At 37.1% G+C, this 22,907-nt stretch carries 15 protein-coding genes and 1 pseudogene; 12 read left to right on the forward strand and 4 right to left on the reverse strand.

The window, feature by feature from the left end; all coding sequences use genetic code 11:
- Positions 1-184 precede the first annotated feature (184 nt).
- Both AS4_RS06510 and AS4_RS06515 read right to left on the reverse strand, forming a co-directional pair.
- Positions 185-880, reverse strand: coding sequence for a hypothetical protein (locus tag AS4_RS06510; RefSeq protein WP_096733598.1), 696 nt, complete (start codon positions 878-880; stop codon positions 185-187).
- Positions 881-965: 85 nt separating this feature from the next.
- Positions 966-1,667: a DUF3820 family protein gene (locus tag AS4_RS06515; protein ID WP_096733599.1), complete on the reverse strand. Its 702-nt coding sequence runs from the start codon at positions 1,665-1,667 to the stop codon at positions 966-968.
- A gap of 565 nt (positions 1,668-2,232) precedes the next feature.
- Here AS4_RS06515 and AS4_RS06520 point away from each other — a divergent pair.
- The 4 genes from AS4_RS06520 (at position 2,233) to AS4_RS06535 (ending at position 9,482) form a co-directional block, all read left to right on the forward strand.
- Positions 2,233-3,486, forward strand: a complete 1,254-nt coding sequence (locus AS4_RS06520; protein WP_096733600.1) for a serine aminopeptidase domain-containing protein — start codon at positions 2,233-2,235, stop codon at positions 3,484-3,486.
- Between the two features lie 815 nt (positions 3,487-4,301).
- A complete protein-coding gene (locus AS4_RS06525; protein ID WP_096733601.1) occupies positions 4,302-5,594 on the forward strand; it encodes an alpha/beta hydrolase in 1,293 nt (430 codons plus the stop codon).
- A gap of 665 nt (positions 5,595-6,259) precedes the next feature.
- Positions 6,260-7,519 carry an alpha/beta hydrolase gene (locus tag AS4_RS06530; RefSeq protein ID WP_096733602.1) on the forward strand — a complete coding sequence of 420 codons (1,260 nt, stop codon included), beginning with the start codon at positions 6,260-6,262 and terminating at the stop codon, positions 7,517-7,519.
- Between the two features lie 661 nt (positions 7,520-8,180).
- Positions 8,181-9,482, forward strand: a complete 1,302-nt coding sequence (locus AS4_RS06535) for an alpha/beta fold hydrolase (protein ID WP_096733603.1) — start codon at positions 8,181-8,183, stop codon at positions 9,480-9,482.
- A 336-nt stretch (positions 9,483-9,818) separates the two neighbouring features.
- Here AS4_RS06535 and AS4_RS22195 read toward each other — a convergent pair.
- Positions 9,819-9,986 (reverse strand): annotated as a pseudogene (locus AS4_RS22195) (transposase); the annotation flags it as partial.
- Positions 9,987-10,556: 570 nt separating this feature from the next.
- On the opposite strand from AS4_RS22195, the gene AS4_RS06550 reads away from it, so the two are divergent.
- The 5 genes from AS4_RS06550 (at position 10,557) to rnk (ending at position 17,822) form a co-directional block, all read left to right on the forward strand.
- Positions 10,557-11,843 carry an alpha/beta hydrolase gene (locus AS4_RS06550; protein WP_096733605.1) on the forward strand — a complete coding sequence of 429 codons (1,287 nt, stop codon included), beginning with the start codon at positions 10,557-10,559 and terminating at the stop codon, positions 11,841-11,843.
- 634 nt (positions 11,844-12,477) lie between these two features.
- The gene (locus AS4_RS06555; RefSeq protein WP_096733606.1) at positions 12,478-13,989 is read left to right on the forward strand and encodes a prolyl oligopeptidase family serine peptidase; all 1,512 of its coding nucleotides are present in this window, start codon (positions 12,478-12,480) and stop codon (positions 13,987-13,989) included.
- Between the two features lie 520 nt (positions 13,990-14,509).
- Complete coding sequence (locus AS4_RS06560; RefSeq protein ID WP_096733607.1) at positions 14,510-15,736, forward strand: alpha/beta hydrolase; 1,227 nt, start codon at positions 14,510-14,512, stop codon at positions 15,734-15,736.
- A gap of 160 nt (positions 15,737-15,896) precedes the next feature.
- Positions 15,897-17,150: a serine hydroxymethyltransferase gene (gene glyA, locus AS4_RS06565; protein ID WP_004820090.1), complete on the forward strand. Its 1,254-nt coding sequence runs from the start codon at positions 15,897-15,899 to the stop codon at positions 17,148-17,150.
- Positions 17,151-17,414: 264 nt separating this feature from the next.
- A complete protein-coding gene (rnk, locus tag AS4_RS06570; RefSeq protein WP_004820092.1) occupies positions 17,415-17,822 on the forward strand; it encodes a nucleoside diphosphate kinase regulator in 408 nt (135 codons plus the stop codon).
- A gap of 82 nt (positions 17,823-17,904) precedes the next feature.
- Here rnk and AS4_RS06575 read toward each other — a convergent pair whose 3' ends face one another.
- Positions 17,905-19,446, reverse strand: coding sequence for a DUF4139 domain-containing protein (locus tag AS4_RS06575; protein WP_096733608.1), 1,542 nt, complete (start codon positions 19,444-19,446; stop codon positions 17,905-17,907).
- A gap of 266 nt (positions 19,447-19,712) precedes the next feature.
- Between AS4_RS06575 and AS4_RS06580 the strand changes: the two genes are divergently transcribed.
- The 3 genes from AS4_RS06580 (at position 19,713) to AS4_RS06590 (ending at position 22,567) form a co-directional block, all read left to right on the forward strand.
- Entirely contained in the window at positions 19,713-20,210 is a 498-nt protein-coding gene (locus AS4_RS06580; protein ID WP_096733609.1) for a chorismate--pyruvate lyase family protein, read from the forward strand.
- A 17-nt stretch (positions 20,211-20,227) separates the two neighbouring features.
- Complete coding sequence (gene ubiA / locus AS4_RS06585; RefSeq protein ID WP_096733610.1) at positions 20,228-21,106, forward strand: 4-hydroxybenzoate octaprenyltransferase; 879 nt, start codon at positions 20,228-20,230, stop codon at positions 21,104-21,106.
- A 219-nt stretch (positions 21,107-21,325) separates the two neighbouring features.
- Positions 21,326-22,567 carry an alpha/beta hydrolase family protein gene (locus AS4_RS06590; RefSeq protein ID WP_096733611.1) on the forward strand — a complete coding sequence of 414 codons (1,242 nt, stop codon included), beginning with the start codon at positions 21,326-21,328 and terminating at the stop codon, positions 22,565-22,567.
- The last annotated feature ends 340 nt before the right edge of the window (positions 22,568-22,907 follow it).

A 22,907-nucleotide genomic window follows, 5' to 3' on the forward strand; every position in this document is an offset into this window, starting at 1 on the left:
GTCCTAATAAATCATCTCAATATACATAAAACTTTGATTTATTGGCGGTAGCTTATTTGGCTTTAAGATTTTGATATTCGGAAATAAATCAAAAATACCCTTAAATAAAAAGACTTAGAATGACTTTAAAGCACTTCATTTGTCATTCTAAGTGGGTAAATTGAAATAAATATTTAGGATCGGTTTAAGATGATTGTAGATGTTGTAGTGAATAATTGATTTGTTGCATGGTTTGGTTTAATTCTTGGGGAGAAATTCGACTTTCTTGAAGTGCGGTAATCCACTGCATTTGGCAAAATTTGATATCTCGAATTGATTTTGCCTGCTGTATTTGCATGACCAATTGTTTGGTCATCAAGCCGCAATGCGTCTGTAGCAGGGTAGACATTTTGTGTTTGATGTCATCAAAATTTATATAATTCAGTTCAGGCGTAGTTTCGGCATGTGCTACGTGTGTAGGTGTGACAGTACTAACGCTTTGCTGGATGAGGTGTGGATCTGCTGATTTTGTATTTTGACTGAGCTGTGTATTGCTAATAATTGCTGGATTTTCAACTGCTTTAGGCGACGGTTTAAAGCCAATTTCAGTTGTTAGATTTGAAGGAGTGCGCTGATTTGATTGTTCAATCTTGGACGATTCTGAAGATATTTTTGACTTTATTTGAGATACTCCATTCACTTGATTCTGAAAAATTAGACCAAGCTCTTCTAATTGTTGAATAAGTTCTGGTGTTGCAAGCCGTTGCTTTAGTGCACTATTCAAAATTTTAAAATCATCTGTGCCGATAAGAAGCAGTAATTGTCTTTGGCGAGCGGTGAGTTGAATTGAGCGGTGTTTTAAAGTCTGAATTCCCAAGTCAGTTTTAAAATAGTGATCCATGAGTCAAATTATTCCCCAATAAATTGACCCTAGAGTAAAGAATGAAAATTACACTAATATGACTTTATTGTTACAAATCACCAGCTTAAAGTGTGACGATATTTGCATTCTCTAAAGCTTTGCGTAAATAAGGGTCAAGTTCATCTTGACGAAGTAACCATTGAACATAGTCTTTGGGTAATTCTGCAATCGCTGTCCCACGATGCTTACCAAAGTTAATGCTGCGAGGGATACGTGCATCTTCTGAGGCTTTATATAATTCTTCAATGCTTTGAATTTTGAGTTGATAAACAATATGCATGAGAATATTTGCAGTTAAAATAATATCAGCATCTGCACGATGTGCACCTTTTAACATTTCACGTGCTTTCTCACTGCCTTTACTGATCATATAAATCAGGGCTGATATATTGTGTGCTTCGGCATCAGGCCAAACAAGACGAGCAAGAGCCAGTGTACAAATGGCTTTGATATGAGCAGTATCTACGCCACATTGTTGAATTGCGCGAATATCATAATCAATATTATGCCCAATGATATACTGGGTCTGTTGAGGAAGTTCAAAGCTGGAAAAATTAGGCTGCCCGACAAGATCAGACTCTAATATATGGTGAACGGCCATTGAGCCAAAAGAAATTTTTTCATTGCCAATACTATAAAGTTGATCGAACATTTGTTCCCGATCTAAGCTTAATTTTCCTTCTTGAATTTGAATCGGTGCATAAGCAATTTCAATCGGCAATCCATTGAGTGTATGAGTTTCAGTATCTAGAATAATTGCTTGCATACCTTTGTTCCTCAACAAATAGATAAGAAAGAGCGCCTTATTAAACTAGCTTTTTTAGACGCTAAATACAAACGAAACTCATCTAAAATCAAGATAAGTGTTGGCTTTTGCTTAAATCTCACGCAGAATCAGTTTTTTTAGTGTGAATTGTCTTAAAAATACTTAAAACCAGTACTTAAAAATTAATTGAAATTTAAATAATAAAATGAATCATTGATAAGAATCTATTCATCGTTAAAACTGTGAAAAATATATTAAAAATTGAGTATTATGAAATTAATTTATACTGGTTGGTGCATAAAAAAATACATTAAATTCAGTTGATTGATAAATAAAAAAGTTGGATTGATGAGATAATTTAATATGTTTTAAAGATTAAATCTCATTTGCTAAATTTATATTTATGTCTTAATTGTAATAAAGCCTAGCTTAAATATTGCCAGGTATTATGAAGTAATAACAACATAAACATTAAACTAAGATGAGTGATCTATTGGATCAGCGCTGGCAAACGATGGGTTGACCCTGCTGACGTGATAGAAAAAAGATAAAAAGGAAGAATTATATGAAATTAAAATTACTTTCAGTGTTATTGACTGGATCTACTTTATTTCTAACTGCATGTGGTGGTGATGACGACAAAAGTGATCATTCATCGGCAGGTTCAGATGTAGATGTGAACAATATTCAAAATCCAGTGGTCAATACACCAGTACCCTATAATATTAAAAATGATGTTCTTCCACCCAATGCGGATGAAAGTGTGGTGATGACTTATAAAATGAAAGGCATCACGGGACAAGAAACTCAGGCAACCGCATTGGTTTTTACCCCTAAAACTGCACCGCCTGCAGGAGGTTGGCCAATTGTGGCTTGGGCACATGGAACGACTGGTGTTGCTGACAAGTGTGCACCGAGTAAAAACAAATTATTTGTGCCTATAGCCGATGTGCATACTCAAAAAATGGTCGATGACTTTGTTAAGGCAGGCTATGTGGTGGTTGCGCCTGATTATGAAGGTATGGGTGAACCAAGCGAGAAGGAGATCCATCCGTTTTTAAATTTAAAAAGTGAAGCTTATTCAATTACGGATGCTGTGGTGGCAACCAAAAGTTGGTTAGGCAATAAAGCATCTAATAAATGGGCGGTTGCTGGACTCTCGCAAGGTGGTCATGCTGCATTAGGCGCAGCGCAGTATGCAGCCCGTGCCAATATGGACTATAAGGGTGCAGTTGCAATGGCACCGGCAAATAATCTGGAATTGATCGAAAACCTGTCAGAAATGGCTTTAGCGGATGCGGATGGGTTAATCCAGATCGGTGGTTATGCTGCACTGGATACTTTAACGGCTTATATGGCAGCGGGTATAAAGGCAGTAAATCCAAGCGAGGCTGTATACAGTATTATATTTAAAACACCCACTGATAAAATTGCTGAGAAAGCAGAAAGAGAATGTATTGCAGCAATGGGAACGGCTTTTATATTGCCAATGACTGCTTATAATATTAAGAACGGAAGTCTCAAAGGTTATCCACGTAAAAAAGAAGGCTATAAGAATGATCCAATCGTAAGACAGTTTTTGACTAAAGATTCACAGCCCTTACAAACGCTCGTTAAAACCCCAATTATTATTTATCAGGGTGGTAGCGATACAGTTGTATTACCACAAGCAACGGATGCTTTGGTGGCTCAGGCACGTGCTTTAACCACCAAAATTGATTATAGAACCAATTCGAGTTGGGACCATACTGGTTCATTTACCGCCAATGTTGATAATGGACAATTGCTAGAGGATATTAAGAGTTTGCTTGCCAATTAATTTTTGTGTGTTTTAGTTCTAATAAAGGACTTCTTTTATAAGTCCTTTTTAAAAGCATAGATCAACAATAAATTCCCCTCATCCTAGCCTTCTTCCTGAAAAGGGAGAAGGTACTTTCAATACCGATATGATTCATTTAACAAGATCATTTTTTGATTTTTAAATCCTCTCCCTTGGAGAGTGAGTATTTCTCACCTTTCTAAAGCAAGGCATTTTCTATGGTTAATCTGAATTGAGTCTCGGAAAAGTAGTATTTCTCTGGTTTAGACTTTGAGCGAGGCGATGCTTTATTGCAGAAATATCAAATCGAGATACGTTATGGTTTTGAATTTAATTGTATTTGGTCGCAATTTTTTATGTGCTTTTTCTGACATATCTATAGATTAATGATCTTAAATTGGTTGAGATTTAAACGATTATTGTGGTTATTGTTAAGATTTTTTTAAATTTAAACAATCGAAAGCGCATTTTCTTAACGTTATAATTCACAAAATCTAGATAATATGTGAATTATAAAGCGCTTCTTGGTAAATGTAAAAGTGAGTATGAAATTGTATAAATACAGCATTTTTTCAGTGAATTTGGAATTAATTACTTAATTTTTTTAAATATTTTAAAATACTTAAAGATCAAATTTCACTTGCCAAATTTTTATTTATGGCTAAATTATAATAAAGCTGAGCTTAAATATTGTGTAGTTATGATGTAATTTAAAAAGTCATCAAGCAAAAGATCAGCAATCTAAGGGGATCGTGTTAACAAATGATTTGTTAGCAATGAAGTGATAGAAAAAATGATAAACAAGGATGAATCATATGAAATTAAATTTACTCACTGTAATGTTGCTTGGATCTGGTCTACTTCTCACCGCCTGTGGTGGTAGTGATGACAAGGGGGATAATTCATCCACAAGTTCAAATATAAATGCAAATGTAAACAATATTCAAAATCCAGTGGTGGATACACCAAAACCGTATGTCTTAGAAAATTACGATAAGGAATATTATACTGTACCGAATGCAGAAGAGGGGGTGGTGATGACCTATAAAATGCAAGGTATTACAGGAAAAGAAACGCAAGCCACAGCTTTGGTATTTACCCCTAAAACCGAACCACCTGCTGGCGGTTGGCCGATTGTTGCTTGGGCACATGGTAGTGTGGGGGTGAGCGACGAATGTGCACCAAGTAGAAATCCATTAATTGTGGATGTGGGTTTTATCCAAGATCTGCATACTCATAAAATGATCGATAGTTTTGTTAAAGCAGGCTATGTGGTGGTTGCCCCTGATTATGAAGGGCTAGGTGAACCGAGTGGTCAGGAAATCCATCCATTTTTAAATTTAAAAAGTGCAGCCTATTCGATTACAGATGCAGTAGTTGCAACCAAAAGCTGGTTAGGCAATAAAGCATCTAACAAATGGGCAGTTGTTGGGACCTCGCAAGGTGGTCATGCAGCATTAGGTGCGGCACAGTATGCAGCCCGTGCCAATATGGACTATAAGGGTGCAATTGCATTGGCGCCTGCAAATAATCTGGAAATGATTGAAAGTTTATCTGATATGGCTTTGGCGAATAATAAGGATGTACAAGCTCAAATGAATGGCTATATGGTACTGGATACTCTAACTGCCTATATGGCAGCAGGGATGAAAAGTGCTTATCCGACTGAGCCGATTTACAGTATCGTATTTAAATCGCCGACTGATAAAATTGCTGAGAAAGTAGAAGAGAAAAAGCAATGTCTTCAATCAATGGCTTTTAATTTTATGATACCAATGTTAACTTATAGGAGGAATAATAAAGGAAGTCTAGTTGGATATCCTCGTAAAAATGAGGGGTATACCCAGCATCCAATTGTAAGGCAATTTCTAGACAAAGACTTACCACCACTGCAAACTTTGATTAAAACTCCAATTATTATTTATCAGGGAGATAAAGACCTGATTGTATTACCACGAGCAACAGATGCTTTGGTGGCACAAGCACGTGCTTTAACCACTAAAATTGATTATAGAAAGAATCCTGATTGGGATCACCAAACCGTATTCAGTGCAAATGTTGAAAATGGTCAAGTGTTAGAAGATGTTAAGGCCTTGCTTTCTGATTAGTTTTTGAGTGTGTTTTAATTCTCTTAATGTAAAAGTACCTCTATTTTTAAAAATAGGGGTATTTTTTATCGTTTAACACTATGGCCTAATCTTAATAAAACAATATTTGAGCATCTTTGTTTGAATGAATCATTGATTATTTCCATCAAAATTCACATTGGTTTTTGATTTAGTTATCGTCGGTATTGATTTTTAATATCTAATCAATAAAAAAGCTAAGCATTAACTAGCTTAAAATTATTTGAAATTTAAATAATAAAATAAAATTGATAATAATTTATTTAAAAATAAAGCGATCAAAAACATATTTATAAAGCAATCTTAATTCACGCAATTTGTGGGTTGTATAAGTTGAATAAGATTTTAAAATGCCGAGCAGCTAAATATAATACTATATAATTAATATAGTATTTATGTGATTTAAACCGTGATTATCTGAATTTTTAATCCAATAATTTAAGATTTGTAAATGTTAAATTTCACTTGCTAATTTATATTTCCAGTATAAATATAATGCAGATTTGCTTAAGAATTATACAGTGTGATGTGCGATATAAAGTAGACGTACATTGTGTATAAGGTGAGTAATCAATAGATCAGGATTGGCAGACTAAATTTGTTAACCCTGAAGTGATAAAAAAATTTTATAGGCAAGGAATAATCAAATGAAACTAAACTTACTCTCGGTATTGTTGGCATTATCGTCTCCATTTTTGACTGCCTGTAATGGCGATGGAAAGCGTGATAATTCATCTACAAGTTCAAATGTAAATCCAGACACAAACAAGATTCAAAATCCAGTGGTGGGGACACCAACTGCATATCAACATAAACAAGATTACCCACCGAATGCAGCAGAAAGTGTGGTGATGACTTATAAAATGCAAGGCATCACAGGAAAAGAAACTCAAGCCACTGCATTGGTATTTACCCCAAAGACTGCACCACCTCTTGGTGGATGGCCGATTGTAGCTTGGGCACATGGCGCTGTAGGGGTTGCAGATAATTGTGCGCCCAGTAGAAATCGATTAATCGTGGAGGGTTTCCTCCCAGATGTATTTACTCATAAAATGATCGATAGTTTTGTTAAAGATGGTTATGTTGTGGTTGCCCCTGATTATGAAGGTCTGGGGGAGCCGAGTGGTCAGGAAGTGCATCCATTTTTGATTTTAAAAAGTGAAGCTTATTCAATTACCGATGCTGTAGTTGCAACCAAAAACTGGTTAGGCAATAAAGCATCTAATAAGTGGGCCGTTGTTGGGGTCTCGCAAGGTGGCCATGCGGCATTAGGTGCAGCACAGTATGCAGCACGTGCCAATATGGACTACAAGGGTGTTGTCGCAATGGCACCCGCAAATAATCTGGAAATGATTGAAAGCTTGTCAGATATGGCTTTGGCAGATAGGGCCGTGTCTGGTCAAATCTCAGGCTATGCAGTACTCGATACTTTATTGGCTTTTATGGCTGCGGGTATGAAAAGCCTTTATCCAGCCGAGCCTGTCTATAGTATTGTATTTAAATCACCGACTGATAAAGTTGCAGAGAAAGCAGAGTCACAATGTCTGATAGAAATGGTTAATAATTTTACCACGCCGATGGTTAATTACTTTTTACCAAAGGGAGATTTAAAGGATTATCCACGTAAAAATCAGGGATATACCCAACATCCGATTGTAAGACAGTTTCTAGATAAAGATTCACAACCATTACAAACTGTGGTTAAGACTCCGATTATTATTTATCAGGGCAGCAAAGACCTGATTGTATTACCACGGGCAACAGATGCCCTGGTGGCGCAGGCGCGTGCTTTAACCACTAAAATTGATTATCGAACTGATCCAAATTGGGATCATACCACCGTATTCAGTGCGAATGTTGACAATGGGCAGTTGCTAGTAGATGTTAAAACGCTACTTGCCAATTAATCTTGAGTGTTCAGTACTTATTGTAGCAATGTAAAAATGCTCTTATTACTGGTTGATAAGGGCATTTTTAAATCTATGTTTTAATCTTAGTAAGGAAGATGACTTGAGAAACTTTGTTTGATTTGGTCATTGATTATTTCTATCAAAATCAGCATTGGCTTTTGATTTGGTCATCATCACTATCGGTTTTTAATATGCGTTGATTAAAAAGTCTAAATACTAATCACCTTGGATTGGTTGAAATTTAAATAATAAAAATAAATATTGATAAGAATTTATTTAAAGTAAAGCGACTAAAAACATATTTGTATAATAAATAAAATTCACGATATTTATGGATTATATGAACTGCATAACATCTTTGAGTTGATTTTTAAATAAATTTAAATCTATATAATTACTATAATATTTTTGTGAATTTAATATTAAATATCTGATTGATTAAGGAATAATTTAAAGTTTTTTTAATGTTAAATTTCACTTGCAAATTTATATTTCAAGTATAAATATAATGCAGATTTTCTTAAATATTGCACAGTGTGGTGTGGTTTTAAAATAGGTCTTTACTGTGCATAAGACAGGCAATCAATTGATCAAGGTTGGCAAAAAGAATTTGCTGACACTGATGTGAGAAAAATTATTATAGGCAAGGAAAAATCAAATGAAATTAAATTTACTCTCGGTCGTGCTGGCTGGATGCTCTCTATTTTTGACTGCCTGTGGTGGTAGTGATGACAAGGGGGATAATCCATCCACAAGTCCAAATGTAAATGCAGAAGTAAATGCGGATGTGAACAAGATTCAAAATCCAGTAGTGAATACTCCAAAACCGTATGTCATTAAAGATAATACTCTTCCTCCGAATGCAGCAGAAAGCGTGGTGATGACTTATAAAATGAAGGGCATCACAGGGAAAGAAACTCAAGCAACGGCATTGGTATTTACCCCGAAAACTGCACCGCCCGCAGGTGGTTGGCCGATTGTGGCTTGGGCACATGGTACTGCAGGTGTTGCTGATGATTGTGCGCCGAGTAGACAGAAATTAATTACGACTTCAATTTTAACTGGCGAGGATAAAGCGACCTATAACATGATTGATAGCTTTGTTAAAGAAGGCTATGTGGTGGTTGCGCCAGATTATGAAGGCCTAGGTGAGCCTAGTGGTAGCGAGATGCATCCATTTTTACATGTAAAAAGTGAAGCCTACTCAATTACAGATGCCGTGGTTGCAACCAAAAGTTGGTTGGGGAGTAAAGTGTCCAATAAGTGGGCTGTTTTGGGGCACTCGCAAGGTGGTCATGCGGCATTAGCTACGGCACAGTATGCAGCGCGTGCCAATATGGATTATAAGGGTGCAGTCGCCACCGCGCCTGCAAATAATCTAAAAATGATTGAAGAGTTGTCGGAAATGGCTATAGCGCAAATGGAGGATTTTTCACTCCCTCAAGCACTCGGCTACGCCATCCTAGATACTCTAACGTCTTATATGGCTGCGGGTATAAAAAGTGTTTATCCGACTGAGTCTGTATATAGTAAAATATTTAAGTCACCGACTGATAAATTTGCTGCTGAGAATGCAGAAAAGCTTTGTCTTTTTGACTTGGGTTTTGAATTTATGGGGGGACCAGTATCACAATATGCGCTTGCAAATGAAAATAGTCTAAAAGGTTATTCTTCGCGAAAACAGGAAGGTTTTAAAAATGATCCAATTGTAAAGCAATATTTGGAAAAGGATTCACAACCGTTGCAAACTGTAATTAAGACCCCGATTATTATTTATCAGGGCGGTAGCGACAATATCGTATTGCCTCAAGCAACAGATGCCTTGGTGGCACAGGCACGTGCTTTAACCACCAAAATTGATTATAGAACGGATCCGACTTGGGATCACTTTAGCGTATACAGGGTTAATGTTGACAATGGGCAGTTGCTAGCGGATGTTAAAACGCTACTTGCCAATTAATTTTTTGAGTGTGTCTTAGTTCTAAAAATAGGTTCCTTTTATCAGTCCTTTTTTAAAACATAGCTTAACCTAAAATCTCCCTCATTCTAGCCTTCTCCCAGCATGAGAAGGCACTTTTAATATCAATATTATTCACTCAATATGATCATTTTTTATTATTGATATTGGTCTTTAATTAATCTGAAAAATAATATTTGAGTGACTTGTTTTTGAATGAGTCATTGATTATTTCTATCAAAATCAGCATCGGTTTTTGATTTAGTCATCATCAGTATTGGTTTTAAATATGTGTTGAATAAAAAGCATAGATATTAATCGCTTTAAGTTGGTTGAAATTTAAACAATAAAAATTGGATTTAGATCAGGGCTAAAGGTAGGTAAATACGCCAACCTGATTTGATATTTTCTTGCGACCGCTTCCACATCATTAGCTTTATGAATTGCAACATTATCTATTATCAATAAATATCGGGCAGGTTGTAATCCTTTTAACAAATATTCAAGCCAACTGACAAAAGGCTCTACTTACTTGGTTGGCTTGTCGGTAGAGAAAACTCCTTTTTATGTGATCAGCCTGATTTTTTTAAGCATACAAGATATCTGGATAAGAGGCTGAATAGCCAAAAATCTGCTCAAAAAGAGGTACAAGATTTTTAGCTTGAGTAAAGGGAGTCATTTCTACAAAGCATTTTAAATGCTTGCGCGTCTTTAAATTTATAAGCTCGATCTGCTTTTTTAGAATACGGTCGCTTAGTATTTTCTTTGAGATTTCCAAGTTGAATTCAATCTTCTCGGGTAGTTCTTGTGATGTTAAAGATAGTCTAAGTTTTAGATTTATTTTGGCATTCTTTATAGTCGTCTAGGGCTTTTTGGCGAAGATTATTAGAATAGGATTTAAATATAAAGAGTTCCTGCGTATTTTTTACTGTGTAGCAAACTTTTTTATGCTTAGCTATATATCATCATTAAAATTTTTTAATAAATTAGTTCTTTTGGACGATTTAAGTTAATTCAATTTTGTTATCAAATATTCATTCAAAATACAAAAAAATATTATATACAAGGATGAAACAAATGAAATTAAACTTACTCTCAATCATGTTGATTGGATCAGGCCTATTGCTGAGTGCCTGTAATGGTAGTGATGATAAGAGTGATAGCCCATCCACAACTTTAAATGTAAACGCAGATATAAACAATATTCAAAATCCAGTGGTGAACACACCACAACCATATATGCCAAACTCCCCAAAAAGTCGTCCAGAAAATGCAGCTGAGAGTGTGGTGATGACTTATAAAATGCAAGGCATCACAGGGAAAGAAACTCAGGCAACCGCATTAGTATTTACCCCTAAAACTGAACCACCTGCTGGAGGTTGGCCAATTGTGGCTTGGGCACATGGTGCTGCGGGGGTCGCTGATGATTGTGCGCCGAGTACAAAGGAATTAATTACGACTACGTTTTTAGGTGTACAAGATAACTCTATCTATAACATGGTCGATAGTTTGGTTAAAGATGGCTATGTGGTGGTCGCACCAGATTATGAAGGTCTCGGTGAACCGAGCAAGCAGGAGACCCATCCATTTTTAAATTTAAAGAGTGAAGCCTATTCGATTACAGATGCGGTGGTGGCAACCAAAAGTTGGTTAGGCAACAAAGCATCGAATAAGTGGGCAGTTGCGGGGCACTCACAAGGCGGTCATGCAGCATTAGGTGTAGCACAATATGCAGCGCGAGCCAATATGGACTATAAAGGCGCAGTCGCACTGGCACCCGCAAATAATCTAAAATTGATTGAGGAATTGTCAGAAATGGCTTTGATGAACATGGAGGATGGGACACTGCCTAAAACATTCGGTTATCTCGCTTTAGATACCTTAACTGCCTTTATGGCTGCGGGGATGAAGAGCCTTTATCCGACTGAGCCGGTATATAGTAAAATATTTAAGTCACCACTAGATAAAACTGCCGAACAAGCAGAAAAGCTTTGTCTTGTCCCCTTAGGGTTTCAATTTTTGAGCGATATAGGCACATATATGACGAACAATGAAGGGAGTCTTAAAGGTTATTCTTCGCGTAAACAGGAAGGCTTTAAAAATGATCCAATCGTAAAGCAATTTTTGGAAAAGGATTCACAACCGCTACAAAGTCTGATTAAAACCCCAATTATTATTTATCAGGGCGGTAGCGACAATGTTGTATTACCGCAGGCAACAGATGCCTTGGTGGCACAGGCGCGTGCTTTAACCACTAAAATTGATTATAGAACAGATCCATCTTGGGATCACTTTAGTATATACACTGCGAATGTTACAAACGGCCAGCTAGTAACAGATATAAAGGCCTTGCTTGCCAATTAATTGTTCAATGTTGACCGTAACAATGTAAAAGTGCCCTTATTATCCGTGATAAGGGTGTTTTTTATAGCCTTAAACCCTATATTTAAAGCTTAGAAAAATGATGAATTGAAAAACTTTGTTTTGATTTGGTCATTGATTATTTCTATTGTTTAGCTATTATCTGGGCTGGTTTTTAATATATTTTGGCTAAAAAATCTAAACATTAATCATCTTGAATTGATTGAAACATAAACCATACGATGGTTGTTGATAAGAATTTATTTAAAATAAAACAATAAAAAGTATATTTGCGTCACATCCCTAATTCACAGTATTTGCAGAATATATGCGATATATAACACTTAGGGTAAATAATAAATATAAGATTCTATAAATACAATAGTATTTTAGTGAATCTAACAATAATATCTTGATTTATAAAATAATTTGAAATTTTTTATTATTAAATTTTACTTGCTAAATTTTAATTTCTCGCATAATTATAATGAAGCTTAGCTTAAAAAACGTTCAATGCAATGTAACAATAAAATAAACATGCATTATGTCTTAGGTTGGCGATCCATTAATTAGAGTTAGCAAATTAAATTTACTGACACTGATGCAATAAAAAATATTATATGCAAGGATGAATCAAATGAAATTGAATTTACTCTCAATAATGTTGATAGGATCTGGTCTATTACTGACTGGCTGTGATGGCAATAGAAACAGTAATAATTCATCCACAGGTTCAAATGATGAAAAACCGATTGTAGAAAAGCCAGGTGACATAATTCCACCTGAGGGTAAACCAGGAGATGAAAAACCTGGTGACGAAAAACCAGGAGATGAAAAGCCTGGTGACGAAAAGCCAGGAGATGAAAAGCCTGGTGACGAAAAGCCAGGAGATGAAAAGCCTGGTGACGAAAAGCCAGGTGGTGAAAAACCGGGTGACGAAAAGCCAGGCGATGAAAAACCGGGTGACGAAAAACCACCTGAAGATAAGCCAAATGTAGATGTCCACAATATTCAAGACCCAGTGGTGGGCACACCAAGCGCATATCAGAGCGCAGCAGAAAATCCACCAAATGCTGCAGACAGTGTAGTGATGACTTATAAAATGAAAGGCATCAAAGGAACAGAAACTCAGGCAACAGCATTGGTATTTACGCCTAAAACTGCACCGCCAGCTGGCGGCTGGCCAATCGTGGCTTGGGGACATGGTACAACAGGTGTTATTGACCAATGTGCACCGAGTCGAATGAAATTAATCACCACTACAATTCTAGGTGTGGATCGATCTACTCATGATATGATCGATAGCTTTGTTAAAGAAGGCTATGTTGTAGTCGCACCCGATTATGAAGGTTTGGGAGAGCCAGGTGGTCAGGAAATGCATCCATTTTTGCATTTAAAAAGTGCAGCCTATTCAATTACCGATGCAGTGGTGGCAACCAAAAGCTGGTTAGGCAATAAAGTATCCAACAAATGGGTTGCTGCTGGCGTCTCACAAGGGGGGCATGCCGCATTGGGCGCAGCAGAATATGCGGCGCGTGCCAATATGGACTATAAGGGTGCTGTTGCTTTGGCGCCAGCAAATAATTTAGAAATGCTTGAAAACATAACAGAAGCGGATATGGCGAATAAAACTAGAGCTGACCAAATTATCGGTTATACGACTTTAGATGCTTTAACCTCTTTTATGGCTGCGGGGATGAAAAGTCTTTATCCAAACGAGCCTGTTTATACCAATATATTTAATACGCCATATGATACCCCTGCTGCACGAGCAGAAGAACGTTGTCTTGTAGGGTTGATAACAGCTTTTAGTGGCCGAATAGCAATTCAACAGCCATTTGGCCGTTTAGTCAACTTTTCACAGCGTAAAAAAGCGGATTATAAAAATAATCCGATTGTAAGGCAATTTCTAGATAAGGATTCACAACCACTACAAACGCAAGTAAAAACCCCAATTATTATTTATCAAGGGGGAGCGGATACTATCGTATACCCACAGGCAACCAATGCTTTAGTGGAGAAGGCACGTGCTTTAAACACCAAAATTGATTACCGAACTGATCCGACTTGGAGGCACGTCACTATACATGCGGCTAATGTTCAAAATGGAAACTTGTTAAACGATATAAAAGGCCTACTTGCTGATTAATCTTTTGAGTATTGAGTACTTATTGTAACAATAAAAAATGCCCTTATTACTGGTTGATAAGGGCATTTTTGTGACCTATGTTTGAATCTCATAAAAAAGATTGCTAGAAAAATAATTATTTGATCTTGCTATTTATACTTCGCATGATTCTTCAATGTTTTCTACAGAGGCGAACGGTTATCGTTGCAATAAGATATAAGCTAGAAATAAAATGAAAATCAAAATAAGCTACAGCTTGGAAAATATTTTTTATTAATTTTTATGTAATTGATTTTAATTGTGAAAAAATTTAATATTTAAAAAGTTTAAATTCTGATATTGCCATCAAAGGCTAAAAAATTGCTGTTGCTTTGCTTTCTATTTTGAAAGAAGACACACATTTTAATCTATTGAATAATGTTTAAAAAATAATAAGAAAAAAACTTGTATAACAGATTTTTTTGACGTATTTATGAAAGAATTATACGCGCTCAGCCGTATATATAACTTTAAAAAAATTGTGCTTTAAGGAATAAGTCACATGAAAAAAAATGCATTATCAATTTTAATTCTAAGTTCAGGTTTGGTTTTATCCGCGTGTAATAACGGTGGTAGTGGGGGAAACTCGTATGAATCACCTTCAAATACGGATCTAAACACTATCGCAAACCCTGTTGTTGGCACACCTATAGCATATACCAAGACTGATTTTTCTGCTGTGGCGGCAGATAGTGTAGTAATGACCTATAAAATGAAAGGGGTGAAGGGAACTGAAGTACAAGCAACTTCATTGGTATTTACTCCTAAAACTGCACCACCAGCTTCAGGTTGGCCTATCGTGGTTTGGGCACATGGTACAACTGGTGTCGCTGATATATGTGCACCAAGCCGTAACGCAATGAATGTTTATATTAAAGGAATGATTTCTAAATTCCTTGCAGAAGGCTATGTGGTTGTTGCACCCGATTATGAAGGTTTAGGGGAGCCAAGTGGAACTGAACTCCATCCATTCTTAAATGTAAAAAGTGAAGGTTACTCGATTACAGATGCTGTGGTTGCAACACGTAATTGGTTAGGCAATAAAGTATCGAAAAAATGGGTCACTGTTGGGCATTCTCAAGGCGGTCAAGCAGCTTTAGGTGCTGCACAATATGCTGATCGTGCCAATTTAGATTATAAAGGTACAGTTGCAGTCGCGCCTGCTTCACAATTGAGTTTGATTTTAAATGCGGGGCAATTATCAGTTGCAGATGCACCAGCAGCGCAACAAATTCCAGTTTATGCATCATTGGATACATTTACAGCGTTGATTGCAGCGGGTTTACGTAATTCAAACCCAACTTTAGACTATAGCCAAGTATTCAAAGTGCCAACCGATGCAATCGCAAAAAATGCTGAATCCGTTTGTTATGATACACTTGGTCAACAGTTTGGCGTGGCAATGGGGCAATATGCGGCAGTCAATGGCTCATTGAAAAATTATCCAAGAACAACCGATACCTTTATGTCTTTGCCAGCTGTTAAAACTTTCCTAGAGAAAGATTCGCAACCGTTGCAAGTGCTAGTTAAAACACCTGTGATTATCTATCAGGGTGGTGCAGATACCACTGTACCGAAAGTGGCAACAGATACTTTATACGGTACGGCGAAAGCACTGACGACGCAGGTGAATTACATTACCAATCCTACTTGGGATCATAGTACGGCTTATGCTTTGAATATCGACAATATTGTGGCTGATGTAAAAGGAATGTTTGCAGCACAATAAACACTTTAAATTTTAGATTTGAGCAAATGGCTTATGTTTTCAACATGAGCCATTTTTATTTAAAATGGCGCAAACTTCATTCTGTTTAATTACAAACTTCATGCTACAATACGCGCAATCTTAGCACGGCTTAAAAGCCCTAATTCATAGGACCTCGCTAATGTTCGCCAATATCTCTATTTCTGAATTTGATCCAGAAATTGCTCAAGCAATCACTCAAGAAGATGCCCGTCAAGAAGCTCATATTGAGTTAATCGCATCTGAAAACTATTGCTCACCAGCTGTTATGGAAGCACAAGGGTCAAAACTCACTAACAAATATGCGGAAGGTTACCCTGGCAAGCGCTATTATGGCGGTTGTGAATATGTTGATGTGATCGAACAATTGGCGATCGATCGTGCTAAAGCATTATTTGGTGCTGACTATGCAAATGTTCAGCCACATGCAGGTTCTCAAGCAAACTCAGCAGTTTATCTTGCTTTACTTAACCCAGGTGATACTGTTTTAGGCATGAGCTTGGCGCATGGTGGTCATTTGACTCATGGTGCTAAAGTCAACTTCTCTGGTAAATCATATAATGCTGTTCAATATGGTTTAAACGTAGAAACTGGTGAAATTGATTACGAAGAAGTTGAGCGTTTAGCTGTAGAGCATAAACCACGTATGATCGTTGCGGGTTTCTCTGCATATAGCCAAATTGTAGATTGGCAACGTTTCCGTGAAATTGCGGATAAAGTTGGCGCTTACTTATTTGTAGATATGGCTCACGTTGCTGGTTTAGTTGCTGCTGGTGTATACCCAAGTCCAGTGCAAATTGCTGATGTAACAACCACAACTACGCATAAAACTTTGCGTGGTCCACGTTCTGGTTTAATCCTTGCAAAAGCAAACGAAGAAATTGAGAAAAAACTTCAATCTGCTGTATTCCCGGGTAACCAAGGTGGTCCATTGGTTCATGCGATAGCAGCAAAAGCAATTTGCTTTAAAGAAGCAATGATGCCTGAATACAAAGAATATCAAAAACAAGTGGTGGTAAATGCTAAAGCGATGGCTGAAGTATTGATTTCACGTGGTTATGATGTTGTATCTGGTGGTACAGAAAACCATTTATTCTTGTTGTCTTTAATTAAGCAAGATGTGACAGGTAAAGATGCTGATGCTTGGTTAGGCGCTGCTCATATTACGGTCAACAAAAATGCGGTACCAAATGATCCACGTTCTCCGTTTGTCACTTCTGGTATCCGTATCGGTACGCCAGCAGTAACAACACGTGGTTTTGGTGAAGCTGAAGTTCGCGACTTGGCAGGTTGGATTGCGGATATCCTCGATGCAAAAGGTGATGAAGCGGTTATCAATGCGGTTAAAGCGAAAGTTGAAACAGTCTGTGCAAAATTCCCCGTTTATGCTAAATAAGCATTAACTTGAGAAGGCCTCCTCTCAAGGGGGCTTTTTTATGGTTGTTCAATAAGTTGAAAAGCTTAAACATTGCAGAAAATATCTGTTATAAAAGAAGTAGATTATTGGAGTTTATTGATACTTCGTTTCACGTTTCCGACATACAGGTTGCATGCTGAAATTTACGGCTTGTGGCTTAATTCATTTATGAAATGTCAACAGACCCATTATAAACATCGCTGCTATACCCAAATGATGTGAAAGATCGAAGGAATTAGGCACATGGCTAGTAAACCAAATATTATTATTTCAGAACAAGATTTACATCGCTTAGAAACGATGTTGGAACATCAGTCGAAGTTGACTGTGACAATGCAGCATTTAGAAGAGGAATTGGCACGAGCAGATGTGGTTGCGCCTCAAGATATGCCGCCCAATGTGGTGACGATGAATGCAAAGGTTTTAATCACCATTGCTCCTTCTACGGAAGCAACCGAAATTACTTTGGTCTATCCGCATGATTTTCGTGGTGAGGCAGGGCAGGTCAATGTGGTTGCACCTGTAGGTACGGCAATTCTTGGCTTGGCTGAAGGACAGGAAATCGAATGGCCTCAACCAGATGGTCACTTGATGAAAGTTAAAATTGAAAAAATATTATATCAGCCTGAAAGAGAAGGCGATTATCTCTAATACCTATCAAAATTAACCGCATTTAGCTGATTAAAATAAAAGCCCAGTCATGACTGGGCTAAATTTTGTATAAAAACCAAAGTTAAAACCCTGAAGTTCTTCCTTTGCTTGGATATTTAAATTGATGCTGAATATCTAATTTATAAATCTGCTTCGGATTTAAATCAATTTGCCATTGGTTGATATTGGGTTGCCCATTCCATTGTGTTGCAGTCGGTGGGATATTATAGGTCGATTGTGTGCTGAGTTTACCGTTCTGGCTTTGTGGTTCAGCTTCAAAAATCGTAACTTGAATTGGGTAGCTATGTAAGTTTTGTACTGAATATTGCTGTTTTCGGATGGTTTCCGATTGAGTACCTTTGACTGGATTTTTTTTGTCGGTTAAATCAGTCACTTTAACTTGAATTTGATCATCTGTACCAAAGCTCATTTGAAGTGCTTCATCTGCGCTATTGCTCCAAGCTCTTTGTCCAATATAGTCGCCATCACGATAAAGTTTTACTGTTCCAGAAGGCCAATTTTGATCAAGTTTTGAAATTTCAGCGTTAATTGTCGCTTGAGTGCTTTGCTTAGGAATTGCCCAAACTGAAAGTTTTGCGGCATATTGTTCAGTACTTAAAGGTAAAAAGATTTGCTGTTGGCTGCTGGGAATGGAGGCTTTGGTTTCTGAACGGAATTCAGTGCTAAAATTTAAATCAGCCGCTTGAAATTGTGGAAATTGAGGCGGGGCTTTTTTGGCCTTAGCTGTCGACTTTTCATCATAACTCATTTCAGCTAAAGCCATAGGCGCTGGTGCAACGGGATAAATTGGTCGTACAGGTTCTGGTTCATAATAGTTGACCCACCATTGTTGTGGCTGCACTTGTTGAACGTAGTTTTGCGGTGTTGCTGTGGACAATGCCAATTTAACATTGTTCCAGTCTTCACCAGTTTTTTGTGCAATCATTGCCATACGGGTGAGTTTAATTTGCTTGGTTTGGGTATTTAATTCGGCTTTATATATCGGTTGCCAACGTGCATAAGGCACCATATAGCTAATTTTAATTTCACCACGTTGCGGGGCGTTAACATAAAACTTAAGTGTGCGTTGGTTAAACTCACTGTCGCCAATGGCATTTAAATCTTGTTCAAGTTCTTGTAAACGTTGTTGTAACTTTTCTTTTTCTGCTTTGGCTTGATCAATCGCAATAAATGCCTCATAGGCTTGTTTACGTACTTTAGGTGCAGAGCCTTTAATGACATTTTCTAAAAACTTATTTTGTAATTCAGCCGCTTGAATAATTGAGTTTTGTTCAGAAATTTTCTTTTTAATATCCTCTATATTATTGCGCAATTGAGAAGACTCATTTCCAGCGGGTTTATCCAGTGCACTATCTGTATGAGAAACCGCATTGACTTCAATATTACTACTTTGATATTGCAGTTGATCGATATTGAAGTTTGCCGCAAGGCCATTCAATGTGACAAGTTGTTCTCCTGCTTGTACAGGAATGGTTCGTTCAATTTTTGCCAGTGTAGGATACAGTGTGACTTGTTGAATCGGTGAATTGGATAAGTTAAGTGCAAAGCTATATGTTGAAGGAATGCATAAAATGCTGAGTTGTAATGCTGTTTTTATATTCATTATGCGAGGCCCTAAAATACCTGAGATCAGTGTTAATATTTAAAATGTAGCAGAAAGTGATACAAATCAAAATAGTGATTAAAAGAGAAAACCAGTTGGTGCGAAGTTGATGAAATAAAGTTATCTTAATTTTCACTTGAATCTCGCGTTTCTTTGTTTTTATTTTTGATGGATTGTTCATGCAAATTTAGTATTTAGCAGATCAATTTAAACAAAACAAAAAATTTCAGTTACACTAAGTCATCCAAAATTTGAAGGGCTGAACATTGAAACAATCATGCACAATACGGGATAAGACGTTTCCTCCTGAATTAAAAACATGGTTGTATGCACAAGGTTCATTGACTCAGCAGTTGACTGATGTCGCGGGTGGTGTTTTTAAAGTTCAACCGATTCAAGAGCATTATCAAAGAATGAGTGTGCTGGATAGTCAATGGATGCAGATGCCACAGCAACATACCTCATGGGTACGTGAAAGTTACTTATTTGGTTGTGATGCACAGCCATGGGTCAAAGCAAAAAGTATTTTTCCCATTCTCAGTATCCATGGCAAAGCACGTTTGTTTAAGCATATTCGAACCAAACCGATCGGAAAATTTTTATTTCAACGTACCAATCCGTTGTGTGAACGGCGTGTTTTAAAATTAGCAGAAGGTTGGACACGTCAAAGTTGTTATACTTGGCATGGTTGTAAATTTATTGTTCAAGAGACTTTTTTACCTGCCTTTGAGCAATTTTTGCAACAACAGCATATTTCAAAATAGAGTATTGAAGGACTGTTATGTCGATCGCGCAACACACCACTTGGCAACAACGCTTAGAAGCTTATTATTATCTGTGTCGTTTTGATAAACCAGTTGGGACAGAATTGGTTTTATGGCCGACCATGTGGGCATTATGGATTGCTGCAGAAGGTATCCCCGATATTGTGACACTGGTTGCAATGGTCTTGGGGACAATTTTTATGCGCGCAGCTGGTTGTGCGATCAATGATTTTGCTGATCGTAAAGTGGATGCACATGTGGAACGAACTAAAAATCGTCCACTAGCTACTGGGGTGATCTCAGCCAAAGAAGCAGTCTGGGTGTTTGTGGGTTTGGTGGCGGCCAGTGCGTGTACTTTGTTTTTCTTACCGATCGCAACTTTTTATTGCGCGCTTGCAGGATTAGTCCTCGCCTTTATTTATCCCTTTATGAAGCGTTATACCCATTTACCACAAGTGGTCTTAGGGATGGCATTTTCTTGGGGGATTCCGATGTCGTTTACCGCAATGGGGAAACCTTTAGACTGGACCTGTTGGTTGCTTTATTTTGGCAATTTAGCATGGACGGTGGCATATGATACCCAATATGCAATTACAGATCGTGAATATGATTTAAAAATTGGGGTGAAATCAACTGCCATTCTTTTTGGAAAATACGATATTCAGATCATCTCTTTATTGCAATTGACCAGTGTATTGTTGATTGGTACAGCATTATATTTAGAAAATTTATTGATTCCATTTGGCTTGATTGCCTTGTTATTGGTTGTTGCAGATTTTATTTATCAATGGACAAAAACCAAAGCGCGCGATCCACAACTATGCTTTTGGGCATTTAGACATAACCGTTGGGTTGGTTTAACCATTTTTGTTGGTATTTTTATTGCATTATTTTGATTTTAAATTATTAAAATAAACCACTGTTGGAATTTCATCTGTATTTATAATATTACAAAATATTGATGAAATTTCACGAGATAAAGAAAAATAATAATTTATAAATGTGAGATATTCCTCTGTTTTATTAAAAAATATTGTAGCAAGACGCATTTATTTATGCTTAATTAAGGGTGAACACGGAGCTGTTCAAACAATAAAAAAATTGAGGAATTGGTAATGAAAGCAGTATTTAAACAAACCCTATTGGCAATGACTTGCGGTTCAGCATTATTCTTAACTGCATGTAATGATGATGATAACAAGGATAACTGGGGTTCAAATAAAGATTATGTGTCTGAAAGTACCTATAATTTAGGTCGCATGCCTGAGGCTGAATCAATCAAAGTCATGACCTATAATATGCCCTACGTACTCGGTGGAACTAAGAAAGCTACAGCAATGGTTTTTGTTCCAAAAACCAAGAGACCTACTGATGGTTGGAAGGTAGTGGTTTGGGAGCATGGTACTGTAGGTGTGGGTGATGGTTGCGCACCGAGTAGAAATGAAATTAATGATCGATTTATACCGATGGCACAGAGCCTATTAAAAGAAGGCTATGTGATTCTCGCCCCTGATTATGAAGGCTTGGGTACGCCAGGTATGCATCCATATTTAAATCTAAAGAGCGAAGCAAACTCAGCAATTTATGCAGTGAAAGCATATAAAGAGCGTTATGGTAATAAAATCAATGGTCAATGGATGTCGGTCGGGCAATCTCAGGGCGGACAAGCGTCTTTAGGTACGGCAGAGTTTTCCAATAATGATGCCAACTATAAAGGTGCTGTGGCAGGCGCACCAGCCTCAAGTTTGGGGGAAATTATTGCTGATGTTGCACCAAAAGCCATTCAAAATATTCTCCAAGATGAGCAAGCAGGGAAAAAACCAGTAGGTACTGCAGCTGGAGTTTATGCTACGTTATTGACCTATACATCGTTTGCCGTTGTTGGCGTGACCGCTTATGAGCCTAAGTTTAATTATCGAGATGTGTTTAAAGAGCGTTCAAAAAGTATTGTTGCATTAGCAGAAGGTTCAACGGGGGAGAACGGCTTATGCTTTGTTGATTTGCAGAAAAAATTTGTCGATGATATTAATGACTATACCGCTAAAAATGCAGGTAAAACCGTTTTAGATTATCCAGGCTTAATCGATAATTTCCAAGAGAATCCGACCTTGAAAAAATTCTTGGTAGATAATCAACCTGCAACGAAAAGAATTAATACACCTGTGATGATTATTCAGGGAACTGCTGATACCTCTGTGCCTTATACGGTTACAAATAAATTACAAGAAGGTTTAAAAGCAATGGGAACAGATGTCACATTCTTAGCTGTGAAAGATGAAACCCATACCGGAGCGATTATAGCGAAGAATACTGAACTGGTTGATTTTATTAAAAAACATATGCCGACTACGAAATAATTGTTTTTAGAAAATTATCAAATTATTTGGTTTTCTTGGTGGTTAAATAGGGAATAGCAATTTATAGAAAAAGCAGAGCTTCCATCGAAGCTCTGCTTTTTTATATTTATATATGCTCAATTTATACACTTTTATAGAAGATTTGATTGGCTTTTGATCAAGGCTATTTACGAAGCATGATTGCTATTTATCTCAACAGGCATTCGAGATCGCATTTTTTTTTGAGCTATTTCTATGATCCACAATGATGTATTTCTGCGTAATCTGTGGGATGGTTTAATGACTGATGCTGGCGTTTCTATTGCATGAATTTGGTTTATGCGAATTTAAATTAAAGATA

The sequence above is a fragment of the Acinetobacter guillouiae genome (assembly GCF_002370525.2).
Taxonomy (GTDB): Bacteria; Pseudomonadota; Gammaproteobacteria; order Pseudomonadales; family Moraxellaceae; genus Acinetobacter; species Acinetobacter guillouiae.